Annotated in this window: 16 protein-coding genes; all 16 read left to right on the top strand. The window is 40.2% G+C overall.

Features of this window, described 5'->3' with window-relative positions:
- The first annotated feature begins 59 nt into the window (after positions 1 to 59).
- Positions 60 to 1775 (top strand): tetratricopeptide repeat protein, encoded by a 1716-nt coding sequence (locus R2Q66_RS05555; protein WP_316747007.1) that lies wholly within the window; start codon positions 60 to 62, stop codon positions 1773 to 1775.
- Positions 1776 to 1849: 74 nt separating this feature from the next.
- Positions 1850 to 2221: an NADH-quinone oxidoreductase subunit A gene (locus R2Q66_RS05550; RefSeq protein ID WP_265842729.1), complete on the top strand. Its 372-nt coding sequence runs from the start codon at positions 1850 to 1852 to the stop codon at positions 2219 to 2221.
- Between the two features lie 108 nt (positions 2222 to 2329).
- Positions 2330 to 2872, top strand: a complete 543-nt coding sequence (locus R2Q66_RS05545; protein ID WP_265842728.1) for an NADH-quinone oxidoreductase subunit B — start codon at positions 2330 to 2332, stop codon at positions 2870 to 2872.
- Complete coding sequence (locus R2Q66_RS05540; RefSeq protein WP_316747006.1) at positions 2872 to 3372, top strand: NADH-quinone oxidoreductase subunit C; 501 nt, start codon at positions 2872 to 2874, stop codon at positions 3370 to 3372. The genes R2Q66_RS05545 and R2Q66_RS05540 overlap by 1 nt, the downstream gene beginning before the upstream one ends.
- 4 nt (positions 3373 to 3376) lie before the next feature.
- Positions 3377 to 4591, top strand: a complete 1215-nt coding sequence (locus R2Q66_RS05535) for an NADH-quinone oxidoreductase subunit D (protein ID WP_316747005.1) — start codon at positions 3377 to 3379, stop codon at positions 4589 to 4591.
- Positions 4584 to 5096, top strand: a complete 513-nt coding sequence (locus tag R2Q66_RS05530) for an NAD(P)H-dependent oxidoreductase subunit E (RefSeq protein WP_316747004.1) — start codon at positions 4584 to 4586, stop codon at positions 5094 to 5096. The genes R2Q66_RS05535 and R2Q66_RS05530 overlap by 8 nt, the downstream gene beginning before the upstream one ends.
- Positions 5096 to 6460 carry an NADH-quinone oxidoreductase subunit NuoF gene (gene nuoF / locus R2Q66_RS05525; protein WP_316747003.1) on the top strand — a complete coding sequence of 455 codons (1365 nt, stop codon included), beginning with the start codon at positions 5096 to 5098 and terminating at the stop codon, positions 6458 to 6460. Before R2Q66_RS05530 ends, nuoF begins: the two co-directional genes overlap by 1 nt.
- 69 nt (positions 6461 to 6529) lie before the next feature.
- Positions 6530 to 7534 carry a 2Fe-2S iron-sulfur cluster-binding protein gene (locus R2Q66_RS05520; protein ID WP_316747002.1) on the top strand — a complete coding sequence of 335 codons (1005 nt, stop codon included), beginning with the start codon at positions 6530 to 6532 and terminating at the stop codon, positions 7532 to 7534.
- On the top strand, positions 7534 to 8571 hold the full coding sequence (gene nuoH, locus R2Q66_RS05515) for an NADH-quinone oxidoreductase subunit NuoH (protein WP_316747001.1): 1038 nt from the start codon (positions 7534 to 7536) through the stop codon (positions 8569 to 8571). Before R2Q66_RS05520 ends, nuoH begins: the two co-directional genes overlap by 1 nt.
- A 33-nt stretch (positions 8572 to 8604) precedes the next feature.
- The gene (locus tag R2Q66_RS05510) at positions 8605 to 9105 is read left to right on the top strand and encodes an NADH-quinone oxidoreductase subunit I (RefSeq protein ID WP_316747000.1); all 501 of its coding nucleotides are present in this window, start codon (positions 8605 to 8607) and stop codon (positions 9103 to 9105) included.
- A gap of 53 nt (positions 9106 to 9158) precedes the next feature.
- Complete coding sequence (locus R2Q66_RS05505) at positions 9159 to 9656, top strand: NADH-quinone oxidoreductase subunit J (RefSeq protein WP_316746999.1); 498 nt, start codon at positions 9159 to 9161, stop codon at positions 9654 to 9656.
- Between the two features lie 58 nt (positions 9657 to 9714).
- The gene (gene nuoK, locus R2Q66_RS05500; protein ID WP_265842716.1) at positions 9715 to 10044 is read left to right on the top strand and encodes an NADH-quinone oxidoreductase subunit NuoK; all 330 of its coding nucleotides are present in this window, start codon (positions 9715 to 9717) and stop codon (positions 10042 to 10044) included.
- A 22-nt stretch (positions 10045 to 10066) separates the two neighbouring features.
- Positions 10067 to 11959 (top strand): NADH-quinone oxidoreductase subunit L, encoded by a 1893-nt coding sequence (nuoL, locus tag R2Q66_RS05495; RefSeq protein ID WP_316746998.1) that lies wholly within the window; start codon positions 10067 to 10069, stop codon positions 11957 to 11959.
- A gap of 21 nt (positions 11960 to 11980) precedes the next feature.
- The gene (locus R2Q66_RS05490; protein ID WP_316746997.1) at positions 11981 to 13447 is read left to right on the top strand and encodes an NADH-quinone oxidoreductase subunit M; all 1467 of its coding nucleotides are present in this window, start codon (positions 11981 to 11983) and stop codon (positions 13445 to 13447) included.
- A 4-nt stretch (positions 13448 to 13451) separates the two neighbouring features.
- On the top strand, positions 13452 to 14825 hold the full coding sequence (locus tag R2Q66_RS05485) for an NADH-quinone oxidoreductase subunit N (protein ID WP_316746996.1): 1374 nt from the start codon (positions 13452 to 13454) through the stop codon (positions 14823 to 14825).
- A 46-nt stretch (positions 14826 to 14871) separates the two neighbouring features.
- Positions 14872 to 15534, top strand: a complete 663-nt coding sequence (locus tag R2Q66_RS05480) for a DedA family protein (RefSeq protein ID WP_316746995.1) — start codon at positions 14872 to 14874, stop codon at positions 15532 to 15534.
- The last annotated feature ends 1 nt before the right edge of the window (position 15535 follow it).

Below are 15535 nucleotides of genomic sequence, written 5' to 3'. Positions count from 1 at the left end.
TATATTTGAACTATGGAGTCTGGTTACAAGCTCCATTACAATTAAAACAATAGTGAACCATGAAAATGACAAAGAAAGCAATAACCTTAAGTTTAGGTTTAGTAGTGATGGGTTCTGCCTCTTTTGCTCAAAGCTTAAATGATGCAAAGAAGGCTGTAGATGCCGAACAGTACCAGAAAGCGACAACCATGCTGAAAGCATTGGTAAAATCACAAGCCAATAAAGGAGAAAACTACTTCAATTTGGGTGATCTTTATTTGAGAATGGATTATATCGATTCAGCCAGAGCAACGTTTACTCAGGGTGTAACGGCAGATCCAAAAAATCCTTTAAACTATATTGGTTTAGGTGAAGCAGATTTATTTGAAAAAAATCCGACTTCAGCAAAAACTAATTTTGATAAAGCTGTAGATGTATCTTCTAAAAAAGATTATATCCCTCAGTTATATATCGGTAAAGCATACATCGCAACTGATAACAAAGACTTTACTGCTGCATTACCTTACCTGCAGAAAGCAGATGAGTTAGATGCAAATGATAAAGACGCAGAAACTTTCTTAGCACTAGGTGATTACTATGCTGCTCAGAAAAAGAACTCTGAAGCTTTGCAAAACTACATGAGAGCATTGAACATCAATGCTGGCCTAATCAGAGCTACAACTCAGATTGGTAGAATGTACACTGAATCAAGAGCATTCCCTGAAGCAGAAGCGCAATTCAATGACGCTATTGCTGCTGATCCAAACTATGGTCCGGCTTACAGAGAACTTGCTGAATTGTACATGCAATGGGCAAATCAGGTAGCAACTGAACAAGTTGCGAAGTCTGCTTTGGCATTGACTAACTATAAAAAATATCTGGACCTGACAGACAACTCATACGACTCTAAATTGCGTTATGCGCAGTTCTTGTTTTATGCAAAAGACTACCCGGGTTTAGCGCAGGTAACTGCTGAATTGGCTACAATGAATCCTAACAATGAGAAAGCATTGGTAGTATCAAGATTACGTGGTTATTCTGCTTATGAGAATAAAGATTACCCTAAAAGTTTAGAGCTGATGAATGAGTTCTTTACAAAAGCTAAAGATACTTCACGTATTATTGCTGGTGATTACCTGTACCTTGGTAGAGCGCAAATGCAAGCTGGTCAGGATAGTTTAGCTATGGGAAACATTGTAAAAGCAGTTCAAAAAGATTCTACTAATGCAGAAGCATTAGAAGAAATCGGAAGTGCGCTTTTCAAAGCTAAAAAATATGATAAAGCTGGAGATGTGTTTGCAATCGCGATTAAAGAAAATCCTAACGGTAAAAACACTTTACAGAATTACTATTATGTAGGTGTAGCTAAATACGTTGATTATGGAACTAAAAGTCAGGCTGGTAAAAACCCTGATAAAAAAATCCTGGCAGATGCGGATTCCGCTTTTGTAAACATCATTAAAGGTAAAAGTGATTTTGTTTTAGCTTATGCTTACAGAGCTCGTATTGCTAAAATTCAGGATGATTTAAATGCCCCTAAATGGTTAGCTGTTCCTCAGTATGAAGAATTGGTTAAATTGTTAACGGTAACTAAGCCTGAGCTTGCAGCAGCTCAACCAAAAGAACTGGTAGAAGCTTACATCTATTTAGGGTCTTATTATGCACAAACTGATAAAGAAAAAGGAAAAGAATTCCTAAATAAAGCTTTAGCAATTGACCCTGCAAATTCAGGTGCTCAGGAGCGTTTGAAGCAATTAATGCCAGCAGCTGCTAAGGCTCCGGTAAAGAAAAAGTAATATTTTCCAATAAAAGAAAAAGGCAGGGTTGTTATCCTGCCTTTTTCTTTTAATTTTGTCCCAAATTTAATACCATGGAAACCCAAAGTGTACCCGTAGATTTTTTACCTATAGTATTTCAGATCATTGTTGCTCTGGGATTTGTTGTTGTGACTTTAATAGCCACACACTTTTTAGGCCCGAAAAGAAAGACAGCTGATAAACTAGCGACTTTTGAAGCTGGTGTAAAGATTGTAGGTAATGCACGTCAACCTTTCTCTATTAAGTACTTCCTGGTGGCTATCCTGTTCGTATTGTTCGATGTGGAGGTCATCTTCATGTACCCATGGGCAGTGAACTTCAGAGAGCTTGGAATGGCTGGTATGGTTGAAATGTTCATCTTTATGGGAACCTTATTGCTAGGTTTTATCTACGTTTTGAAAAAGAAAGCATTAGACTGGAATTAACCTATTTAGATTGTTTCTAAATGATCATGGCTTAGGTCAATTCCTTTCAAAATATTGTAAATTTGTGGTTCATTCTTTGTAGGAATGAACCTTTTTTCGTTTTGTATCATGAGTAACATCAATATAGTAGACGCGCCTCCAGGCATAGAAGGATCTGGTTTTTTCGCCACCTCTTTAGACAAAGTAATTGGTTTGGCACGTTCCCATTCATTATGGCCCCTGCCATTCGCAACTTCTTGTTGTGGTATCGAATTTATGGCTACAATGGGTTCTCATTATGACCTTGGTCGTTTTGGATCTGAACGCTTAAGTTTTTCTCCTCGTCAGGCGGATTTATTAATGGTGATGGGTACCATCGCTAAGAAAATGAGTCCGGTTTTAAAACAAGTATATTTACAGATGGCTGAACCTCGTTGGGTGATTGCTGTTGGTGCCTGTGCTTCCAGTGGTGGTATCTTTGATACGTATTCTGTACTTCAGGGGATCGATGAGATCATTCCTGTGGATGTATACGTTCCGGGTTGTCCGCCAAGACCAGAAGCAATCTTAGATGGTTTCGGAAAAATTCAGGAGCTGGTTAAAAATGAATCTTTGAGAAGAAGAGATTCAGATCAATACAAAGAAATGTTGGCTTCATACGGAATTTTATAATGGCAGAAGTGACAAATAATGAAATCTTAGACGCCCTAAATGTAAAGTTTGGCGCCAAAATAACAGGCGTAAATGAACCTTATGGTTTGTTGACGTTCGAAACCACAAAAGATGTCATCATCGATGTGTTGAGGTTCTTAAAAGAAAGCGATACTAACTTTAACTTCCTGACTGATATTACAGCAGTTCATTACCCGGAGAAGAAACATGGGATTGCAGTGGTTTACCACTTGCACAGCATGGTGAAAAAAGTAAGGGTAAGAGTAAAAGTGTTTATCGATGAACATCATCCAACAATTCCTACTGCAACCGTTCTTTGGAATGCAGCGAACTGGATGGAAAGAGAAACTTATGACTTCTTCGGAGTAAAATTTGAAGGTCACCCGGATTTAAGAAGAATATTGAACATGGACGAGCTTGGTGTTCATCCGATGTTGAAACAATATCCTTTGGAAGATCCAAATAGAGTAGATAAAAAAGACAAATACTTTGGTAGATAAGCATATGAATCACAATCAACCGGTATATACAGATAATGATCCTCAGAATGAGTTAGTAACCCTGAATTTAGGGCCTACTCACCCGGCAACACATGGTGTTTTTCAAAATGTAATTCAATTAGACGGCGAAATTATTGTTAGTGGTGTTTCCACCATTGGCTATATCCACCGCGCTTTTGAGAAAATTGCAGAACATCGCCCATTCTATCAGATCACTCCACTGACAGATAGATTGAACTACTGCTCATCGCCGATCAATAACATGGGATGGCACATGACGGTAGAGAAATTGCTGAACATCCAGATGCCTAAAAGGGTAGATTACCTTAGGGTGATCGTTATGGAGTTGTCAAGGATCGCCGATCACATCATTTGTAACACCATTATTGCTCAGGATACTGGTGCAACCACTACTTTCCTTTACCTGTTCCAGTTCAGAGAACACATCTATGAAATCTTCGAGGAGATTTGTGGTGCACGTTTAACGACTAACATTGGTAGAATCGGTGGTTTTGAAAGAGATTTCAATGAAATCGCATTCGCGAAAATCAATAAATTCTTAACAACATTTCCGGTAGCATTAAAAGAATTCGAAAGCTTGCTTGACCGCAACAGGATCTTTATTGACCGTACTTCAGGTGTGGCTGCAGTTACTGCAGAAGCAGCTTTGGATTATGGTTGGACTGGCCCTTTATTGCGTTCTACAGGGGTAGATTATGATGTTCGTATCAGCGAGCCTTATTGTTCTTACGAAGATTTTGATTTTGAAGTTCCGGTAGGTACCAGCGGTGATATTTATGACCGTTACCTGGTGCGTAATGCAGAAATGTGGGAAAGTCTTAAAATCATTGAGCAAGGTATGGAGAAATTGAAGCATGAACCTGCAGGTGTTTTCCATGCAGATGTTCCTGAATTCTATTTGCCAGCCAAAGAAGAAGTTTACAACAATATGGAGGCTTTAATCTATCACTTCAAAATTGTGATGGGAGAGATTGATGCACCAAAAGCAGAAGTTTACCATGCAGTAGAAGGTGGTAACGGAGAATTGGGTTTCTATCTGATCAACGATGGTGGTAGAACGCCTTATCGTTTGCACTTTAGAAGACCAAGCTTTATAAATTATCAAATGTTTGCGCCCATGAGTGTTGGTATGATGTTATCAGATGCCATCATTAACATGAGTAGTATGAATATTATTGCAGGAGAATTAGATGCTTAAAGTAGAAGAACAACAACCTGTAGCGTTCTCCTCAGCTTTAGTTGAAAAGTTTGAAGAGATCGTTAAAAGGTATCCGGAAGGCAAGCAAAAGTCCGCTTTATTGCCAATTTTGCATGAAGTACAGGCAGTGCTGGGCTGGTTAAGTCCGGCGGCTATGGATAAAATTGCGGAATATCTGCGCATTGAGCCAATTGAGGTATATGAAGTAGCTTCGTTCTACAGTATGTACTTCTTACAGCCTAAAGGAAAATACGTTCTGGAAGTTTGCAGAACGGGACCTTGCTGTTTAGTTGGTGCAGAAAAACTGATGGGCCATATTGAAAAAAGCCTTGGCGTTAAAGAAAATGAGGTTACTCCGGATGGCTTGTTCAGCTGGAGAGGCGTAGAGTGTCTGGCTGCTTGCGGCTATGGTCCGGTTTTACAAATTGGCCCTGACTATACTTTCTACGAGAACCTTGACGAGAAAAAGGTAGACGATTTGATACAAGACTTACGCAAGAAATAATGAGTCGTAAACTATTATTAGAACATATAAACGTACCGGGCATTCATACATTGGATGTTTATCGCCAGAAAGGCGGGTACCGTGCTGTGGAAAAGGCGCTGAAAACACTGACTCCTGATGAAATCGTGGAAGAGGTGAAGAAGTCCGGATTACGTGGTCGCGGGGGTGCAGGATTTCCTACGGGAATGAAATGGAGCTTTTTAGCTAAACCTGAGGGGGTAGCACGTTACCTGGTTTGTAATGCCGATGAATCGGAGCCGGGAACGTTTAAAGACCGTTATCTGATGACTCACATTCCTCATGCACTGATTGAAGGTATGATTGTATCCAGCTTTGCGCTAGGTGCAAAAACCTCTTTTATCTATGTACGTGGTGAAATGATGCCTCAAATTCGTATTCTGGAAAAGGCAATTGCTGAAGCTAAGAACGCTGGATTTTTAGGTAAAAATATTTTAGGTACAGGTTACGACCTGGAATTATACGTTCAGCCGGGTGGTGGTGCTTATATCTGCGGTGAAGAAACGGCATTGTTAGAATCATTAGAAGGAAAACGTGGTAATCCAAGAATCAAACCTCCATTCCCTGCCATTGCAGGATTGTATGGCTGCCCAACGGTAGTTAACAATGTGGAATCTATTGCTGCTGTTGTACCGATCATCAATGATGGGGGCGATGAGTATGCAAAGATTGGTATTGGTCGTAGTACAGGTACAAAACTAATCTCAGCCTCTGGAAATTTGGTAAGACCAGGTGTTTATGAGATTGAATTGGGCTTACCTGTAGAAGAGTTTATCTATTCTGATGAATGGTGTGGTGGTATCGCCAATGGCAAAAGACTAAAGGCAACTGTTGCCGGTGGATCTTCTGTTCCGGTGCTTCCTGCTAATCTTTCTTTAAAACTTGCGAACGGGGAGCCTCGTTTGATGAGTTATGAATCTTTATCTGAAGGTGGCTTTGCGACTGGATCGATGATGGGTTCCGGTGGTTTCATCGCTTTTGATGAAGACCAGTGTATGGTTAGAAACACCTGGAATTTCTCCCGTTTTTATCACCATGAGAGTTGCGGACAATGTTCGCCTTGTCGTGAGGGTACCGGATGGATGGAAAAAGTGCTTCACCGCATTGAATATGGCCATGGTAAAATGAGCGATATAGATTTGCTGGTTGATGTAGCGAAGAAAATCGAAGGTAATACCATTTGTCCTTTAGGTGATGCAGCAGCATGGCCGGTAGCAAGTGCCATCAGACATTTCAGAGATGAATTTGAATGGCATGTGAAAAACCCGCTGTTATCCCTGGATACAAATTACGGCCTGGCAAATTATGCCGAGCCAATAGCTAAAGCAGTTAGTACAGAAAATTAACGATCAAACCGATGCCCAAGAGGCTTTAAGCCTTGAAAAGTAAAGTGATGATAAAGAATATCTTTAACAATGAGTGATAAAGTTAAGGTAACCATAGACGGAATAACCGTAGAAGTAGCACCAGGGACGACCATCCTTAATGCTGCGCGCCAAATCGGTGGGGATATTGTTCCTCCGGCGATGTGTTATTATTCCAAATTAGAAGGTAGCGGTGGTAAATGTAGAACCTGCATCGTAAAGGTGAGCAAGGGTTCTGAAAAAGATCCGCGCCCAATGCCGAAATTAGTAGCTTCATGCCGTACCACTGTAATGGATGGAATGGAAGTGATGAATATTACTTCTCCGGAAGTGATCGAAGCAAGAAGTGGTGTAGTGGAAATGTTGTTAATCAACCATCCATTAGATTGCCCTGTGTGTGATCAGGCCGGTGAATGTGACCTTCAAAACTTAGGTTATGAGCACGGTTTGCAGAAAACACGATATGAATTCGAAAGAAGAACTTTTGAACGCATTGATATCGGTGATAAAATCCAGTTACACATGAACAGGTGTATCTTGTGTTACCGTTGTGTATTTACAGCAGATCAGATTACCAATAAACGTGTTCACGGTATCTTAAACCGTGGAGATCATTCAGAGATCTCTACTTATATCCAAACGGCTGTCGACAATGATTTCTCCGGAAACGTGATCGATGTTTGCCCGGTTGGTGCATTAACAGACAAAACTTTCCGATTTAAAAACAGGGTTTGGTTTACTAAACCGATTGATGCGCATAGAGATTGCCCTACTTGTAGCGGTAAAGTAACACTATGGTATAAAGGAGCAGATGTTTTGCGCGTTACAGCTCGTAAAGATGTGTATGGTGAAGTGGAAGAGTTTATCTGTAATACCTGTCGTTTTGATAAGAAACTGACTGCAGACTGGACTCTTGAACATCCTACACACATTTCGGATACGTCTGTAATTGCCTCTAATCACTATGAAACCTTCGTTCCTTTACCGGTAATTCAGGAAGATGAGCGATTGAAGGAAGCAAATAGGGTTGAACTAGAAAAAACCACTAAATTCTAATGGATATATCTTTTGTAATAGAAAAATTTGTACTGGTAGCGATTATTTTCGGTATAAGTTTATTGATAGCCATGTATTCCACTTATGCAGAAAGGAAAGTGGCTGCATTTCTACAGGATAGGTTAGGACCAGACAGAGCAGGTCCATTTGGAATCCTTCAGCCTTTAGCTGATGGGGTGAAAATGTTCATGAAAGAGGAAATCATTCCTACGAACGCCAGTAAATGGTTGTTTATGGTGGGTCCTGGTTTATCTATGTTGACAGCTTGTATCGGTACAGCAGTGATTCCATGGGGTAGTAATATGACCATTGGTGACCGTGTGATTCCTTTGCAGGTAACTGACATCAACGTTGGTATTCTTTATATTTTCGGAGTTGTTTCTCTGGGTGTATATGGTGTCATGATCGGTGGTTGGGCATCTAACAACAAATACTCTTTATTAAGTGCGATTCGTGCAGCATCACAAAATATCAGTTATGAGATTGCAATGGGGCTTTCGATCATTGCTTTATTATTGGTAACGAACTCGATGAGTTTGGGTGAGATTGTTGCCAATCAGCACGGATGGCGCTGGAATGTATTGTATCAGCCACTAGGTTTCTTATTGTTCATGATCTGCTCTTTTGCAGAAACGAACAGAGCTCCTTTCGATTTACCGGAATGTGAGACGGAGCTGATCGGTGGTTACCACACAGAATATTCGTCTATGAAACTAGGTTTCTACCTGTTCGCGGAATACATCAATATGTTTGTTTCTGCAGCGGTAATGGCTAGTTTATACTTTGGTGGTTACAACTACCCGGGTATGGATTGGGTACTGGCACAAACAGGAACAGTGATAGCTCCACTAATTGGAACGGCTGTTTTCTTTATTAAAATCTTTGCTTTCATCTTCTTCTTCATGTGGGTACGCTGGACTATTCCTCGTTTCCGTTATGATCAGCTGATGCACTTAGGTTGGAAGGTGTTGATTCCTTTGGCTATTGCGAATATCATCATCACAAGTATTGTGATTGCTATAATTGAAAAGTTTTAACTATCCGCATTTAGCGGTATAATAGGAGGTTTAATGGAACCATTAACCAGTAAAAAGAAAGTATTAGAGAAAAAACCCCTCACGTTTGCAGAACGCATGTATTTGCCTGCAATCACTAAGGGTTTAGCTATTACCATCAGCCACTTCTTTAAGAAGGAAGCGACCATCAGATACCCGGAGCAAGAAAGAGAGTTTTCTACGAACTTCAGGGGTATGCACTCTTTGAAAAGAGATGAAGAAGGTAAAGAGCGTTGCACGGCCTGTGGTCTTTGTGCATTATCTTGTCCGGCAGAAGCGATCACGATGATTGCATCAGAACGTAAACCGGAAGAGAAAGACCTTTACCGTGAGGAAAAATACGCCTCAGTATATGAGATCAACATGTTACGTTGTATCTTCTGCGGATTGTGCGAAGAAGCCTGTCCAAAAGAAGCCATCTACTTAGACGGTCCGATTGTCCCTTCAGATTACCTGCGTAAAGATTTTATCTACGGCAAGGATAAACTGGTAGAGGCACCATTAGAAAAGAAATAATTAGCATACGTAACCTTCGGGTTATTAATATAAACAGTTTAAACATATAATAAATGGGTACATCGGTATTCTATTTTGTAGCAGCATTAAGCGTCATCTTTTCACTGATGGTCATCTTTTCTAAGAACCCGGTGCATAGCGTACTTTACTTAATTGTTACTTTCTTTACATTAACGATTCATTACATTCTATTGAATGCACAGTTTCTGGCAGTCGTGAATTTTATCGTTTACATGGGGGCCATCATGGTGCTATTCCTCTTTGTGCTGATGTTGCTCAACCTCAACAAGGAGAATGAGCCATTAAAATCTAACCTGGTTAAGGTGGTCGGCGTGATTGCAGGATGTTGCTTAGTAGTAACGATCATCGGTTCTTTAAAAGCAACTGCGATTTCTGATCCGGTATTACTGAAAAACCCGAACCTTGGATTGGTGAAGAATTTAGGTAAGGAGTTATTTGGGCCTTACATGTTACCTTTTGAGCTGTCTTCTATTCTATTGCTGACGGCAATGGTGGGCGCAGTATTGTTAACTAAAAAAGAAAAAGCATAGGATTTGGGTTTGCATCATCTGATGTAAAGCTCATGGTCATAAAATAAGTATAAACTGAATGGAAAACATAACTCAGGGATTGCAGGGAGTACCACTTAACCACTACATCTGGCTAAGTGCGATTATTTTCACCATTGGTGTAGTTGGGGTATTGACCCGCAGAAACGCCATCGTCATCTTTATGTCGGTAGAATTGATGCTGAATGCAGTAAATTTACTGTTAACCGCATTTTCGGTACATAACAATGATCCGTCAGGACAGGTATTCGTATTTTTCATTATGGCACTTGCCGCTGCTGAAGTTGCAGTTGGACTAAGTATAATTGTAATGGTGTACAGAAATACACAATCTATAGATATAAATGTGTTGAATCGCCTTAAGTGGTAATTAATAAGAATAAAGTAATAACATGATAAATTTAGTTTGGCTGGTTCCCTTAATTCCTCTTTTAGGCTTTGTTATCAATGGCCTGGGAAGAAATACGCTTTCTAAAAACCTGATCGGTTTCATCGGAAGCAGCGTGATATTCATTTCCTTTGCCATCAGTGTAGGTATCTTCTTCGAATTGGGAGCAGATGCGAATAAGTCGCACGAGATCTTTTTGTTCGACTGGATCAGCGCTGGTAAGCTGAACATTCCATTATCCTTCCTGGTAGATCCGTTAAGCTCAATTATGCTGCTGATCATTACCGGCGTAGGTTTCTTAATCCATATTTACTCCATTGGCTACATGCATACGGATGAGGCCTTCGGTAAGTTTTTTAGCTACCTGAACCTGTTTATCTTCTTCATGTTGCTATTGGTATTAGGCTCTAACTACATCGTGATGTTTATCGGATGGGAAGGGGTAGGACTTTGTTCTTACCTGCTGATCGGATTCTGGTACACGAATAGCAGCTATGCTTCGGCAGCTAAGAAAGCTTTTATCATGAACCGTATCGGTGATCTTGGTTTCCTGTTAGGTGTGTTCTTCATCTTTACCACTTTCGGTACCGTTGAATTCTCTAAAATCTTTCCTCAGGCGGCAAACATGCTTCCTGGAAATGGCAGCATCGCGCTAATCGCTTTACTGTTGTTTATCGGTGCTTGTGGTAAATCGGCTCAGTTGCCTTTGTTTACCTGGTTACCGGATGCGATGGCTGGTCCAACGCCGGTTTCTGCGTTAATTCACGCGGCTACCATGGTAACTGCAGGTGTATATATGATCGCAAGATCAAATGTGCTCTTCGACCTGGCGCCAATGATTCAGCATATTATTGCTATCGTTGGTTTAGCTACGGCAGTATTAGGTGCAGTGATCGCCTTGACACAAACAGATATTAAAAAGGTACTGGCTTATTCTACAGTATCTCAATTGGGTTATATGTTCCTTGGTTTAGGAGTTGGCGCTTACAACGGTGCTTTCTTCCACGTCATCACACATGCTTTCTTTAAAGCGTTACTGTTCTTATGTGCAGGTTCTGTGATCCATGCTTTACACCATGAACAAGACATGAGACATATGGGTGGCTTACGTAAGAAATTACCAGTTACTTTTATGACGATGTTGATTGGTACCATCGCTATCGCTGGTTTACCTCCATTCTCTGGTTTCTTCTCTAAGGATGAGATTCTGGCACATGTTTATGCACATGATAAAACGATGTGGGCAATTGGTGTATTCACCGCTTTCCTTACGGCTTTCTATATGTTCAGAATGTTGTTCCTTACTTTCTCCGGAAAGTACCGCGGAACGCATCATGCAGAAGAGAAGATCCATGAATCTCCGAAATCTATGACCATTCCTTTAATCGTGTTGGCAGTTTTATCTGCTATCGGTGGAATGATCGGTGTACCGGAAGCATTGGGTGGTAATCATTGGTTATCTCATTGGTTGGCTCCGGTGATTAAGCACACTGCTGAAGCTCCAGACCATGCAACGGAATATATGTTAATGGCAGTTTCAGTAATCGGGGTATTGATTGCTATCGGCTTTGCCTATGTGAAATATGTTAAACAAAGCCATATCCCACTTCCTGATGAAGGAAAAAGACCGGCTTTGGCTAACTTATCTTACCATAAATTCTATATCGACGAGATTTATGATATGCTGATCAGAAAACCTTTGGATGCATTTTCAACTTTCTTCTATAAAATTATTGACAATAAAATTGTTGATGGTATAGTGAACGGTTTAGGTTGGGGAACTTCGGAAGCCAGTAAAGGTTTACGTTTGGTTCAGTCCGGAAACGTTGGCTTCTATCTGTTAATGATGGTGGTAGGAATCATCTCATTGTTATTGTATACTTATTTATCTCTGTAAAAGATCGTTCAAGAAAACATAATGGAACAACTTTTAATACTTCTTATCTTTCTACCATTGCTAGGCGCTGTGGTTACTGCATTCACAGGTAATGCAGCAAAACATGTGGCTCTGGGCTCGGCAATCCTTTCATTAGGACTGACGCTCATCATGGTATGTAACTTTACACCAGATGCCAGTACGCAATTTGCGGTAAACTATCCCTGGATTCAGGATTTAGGAATCAATTTCCATGCGGGAATTGATGGTATCAGCATGATCACCGTTTTATTAACCAATGTGTTGGTTCCGATTATCATTTTATCGGCTTATCAACATGAGTATAAAAAGGCCAATGCTTTCTTTGCATTGATCCTGTTTATGCAGTTTGGTTTATTATTGGTTTTTACTGCTTTAGACGCGTTCTTATTCTATATCGGATGGGAAGCGGCTTTAATTCCAATCTACTTTATCTGCGCCATCTGGGGTGGTAAAGACAGAATTAAAGTAAACATGAAATTTTTCGTGTACACCATTGCAGGATCTCTATTCATGCTAATGGGTATCATTTACTTATACTTACAAAACCCTGCTCACAATTTCGAGATTCAGGCTTTCTATAACCTAAACCTTGATGCTGCACAGCAAGGATGGATTTTCTGGGCTTTCTTTATCGCATTTGCGATTAAGATGCCAATCTTCCCATTCCATACCTGGCAGCCGGATACGTATGTGGAGGCTCCAACTCCGGGTACGATGTTATTGTCTGGTATTATGTTGAAAATGGGTATTTACGGTCTGATCAGATGGTTATTGCCGATTGCACCTGCAGGTGTTGAGCAATGGGGCCATGTAGCCATGATCCTTTCGATTATAGGTGTGGTTTACGCTTCCCTGATTGCTTTTACGCAGAAGGATGCTAAAAGACTGGTTGCTTATTCTTCTATTGCTCACGTAGGCTTAATCTCCGCAGGTATCTTCGCGTTAAATACGCAGGGTATGCAGGGTGCTATGGTGCAGATGTTAAGTCACGGTATCAACGTTGTTGGTTTATTCTTTGTGCTGGACATTATCGCCAGTCGCATGAAAACTAATAAAATCGCGGAGTTAGGCGGGATTGCTAAAAAAGCACCTCAACTGGCCATCGCATTTCTAATCATTGTATTGGGAACGGTAGCATTACCGGGAACAAATGGTTTCATTGGCGAGTTCTTATTGCTGATCGGCATTTATCAGTACCAGGTATGGGCAGGCGTTTTCGCTGGATTGTCTATCATCTTCGGCGCGGTATATATGTTCAGAATGTATCAGAACATTATGCTGGGAAAAACCAATGACTTAACCATCGGCTTTACAGATATTAAAGGATCTGAAAAAGTAGTATTGTATGTCATTTGTGCCATGATCATTGCTTTAGGTGTATATCCTAAGCCAATTCTTCACTTATCTGAAGCCTCGGTACAACAATTAATAGAACAGGTAACACAAAAATTAACATCGGTAAACTAAGCAAATGAATATCATCATAACAATTATTGTTACAGCTTTAGTGGTGCTTTATGCAGGTTTGTTTAAAGCGAAAAAAGCGTTATTACCCCTTACCTTAATTGGGTTGCTTACCTCGCTGACTTTTGTCGTTACTTCCTGGAACACAAATCAGACTCATTACGGAATGATGCAAATGGATAACTTTGCATTAGCTTTCGCAGGTTTAGCGATTACCGGAACTATTTTAATCTTCCTGTTGACGCAGAATTATTTTGCGGCCAATAGTGAAAATGTAGCAGAATACTTTACCCTGATGCTTTTTGCCTTAACGGGGATTATCATCATGGTTTCTTACAAAAACATGTCGATGTTATTTATCGGTGTGGAAATCATGTCTGTGGCCCTATATATTCTGGCAGGGATCAGAAAGAACAATTTCGCTTCCAATGAGGCTTCTTTAAAGTACTTCCTGATGGGTGCCTTCTCTACAGGCTTCCTGTTGTTCGGTATTACCCTGATCTACGGTGCTACGGCTTCCTTTGATCTGGATACGATCAATAAATACCTGATTGATAATCCACAGGCGATTTCTCCTTTATTTTATACAGGAGTTGTCTTGTTACTGATCGGTTTGTGCTTTAAGATTGGTGCTGCACCTTTCCATTTCTGGACTCCGGATGTGTACGAAGGTTCACCAACATGGGTAACGACTTTCATGTCTACTGTAGTTAAAACTGCTGGTTTCGCAGCGATTCTACGTTTATTCGCAGATACTTTTGCACCGCTACATGATTTCTGGTTACCTCCTTTGATGGTGATTGTATGTCTGACTTTATTCATCGGTAACGTAACTGCGTTATTTCAAAAGAACTTCAAAAGAATGCTGGCCTACTCCAGTATCTCTCATGCAGGTTACTTATTATTCTCTTTAGTATCTCTTACTGCCAGTTCTATGAACAATGTGTTTGTATACGCTGCTGCTTATACTTTTGCAAGTATTTCGGCCTTTGCGGTACTTATCCTTGTGAAACAGAAAACAGGTAACGATAATTTCGAAAGCTTCAATGGCTTAGGAAAGCGCAATCCATTCGCGGCATTTGCCCTTACGGTAGCGATGTTGTCCTTAGCGGGTATCCCATTAACAGCTGGTTTCATCGGTAAATACCTGATGTTCCTGAATGTGATGCACGATTATCATTTTTATTTAGTTGCTTTCGCAATTTTGAATGCTTTAGTAGGGTTTTACTATTATTTCAAAGTAATTGTGGCGATGTATTTCAAAGAGGGTACGGAGATCGTGTTGGAAACGCCTGTGCAGTACAAAGTTGTATTGGTGTTGTCGCTGATCGTCACCGTTTTCCTTGGGATATATCCAGCTATAATTTTAAATCTGATATAGTCAATATCTGTAGATAATTATATGTAGTTTTACGAATAATTGAACTATGCAAGATTTTTGGAACTCGTTACTGCAATTCATTGATCCTGAAAAACTACTTAAAGAAGGTGGTTTTTATGTAGTAATGTTTGTGATCTTCGCCGAGACAGGTTTGTTTTTTGGTTTCTTTTTACCAGGAGACTACCTGTTGTTTCTTGCCGGCATGTTCGTCGCTACAGGCAAATTAGACGTCAACCTTTATGTGTTGATTCTAGGACTAATTGTTGCCGCCGTCTCAGGTAATTTTACTGGCTACTGGTTTGGTCGAAAGACGGGCCCCGTCCTGTATCAAAGAAAGGACTCCTTCTTCTTTAAAAAACGTTATTTAAAGGCTGCCGAAGATTATTATAATAAACAGGGAGCCTTTGCACTTATTATGGGGCGTTTTGTTCCGATTGTAAGAACTTTTGCACCGATTTTTGCTGGTGTAGTAAAACTGGACTTTAAAAGATTCGCATTATATAACTTTGCGGGTGCAATTATTTGGATTGCTTCCTTAACTTTGCTGGGTTATTTCCTTGGCAAACGATTTGAAAAAGAAATTAACGATTATTTATTATACATTATTATAGGTTTTATTGTCATCACCACCATTCCACTGGTTTACACGTTTGTAAAGAAGAAAGTGGTGAAAGACGACAATGACGATATATCAAACACTGAACATTAAA

Source organism: Pedobacter gandavensis (assembly GCF_032677645.1).
Lineage (GTDB): Bacteria > Bacteroidota > Bacteroidia > Sphingobacteriales > Sphingobacteriaceae > Pedobacter > Pedobacter gandavensis_A.
The sequence above is the reverse complement of the archived record's forward strand: the minus strand, read 5'-3'. Positions and strand labels throughout refer to the sequence as shown.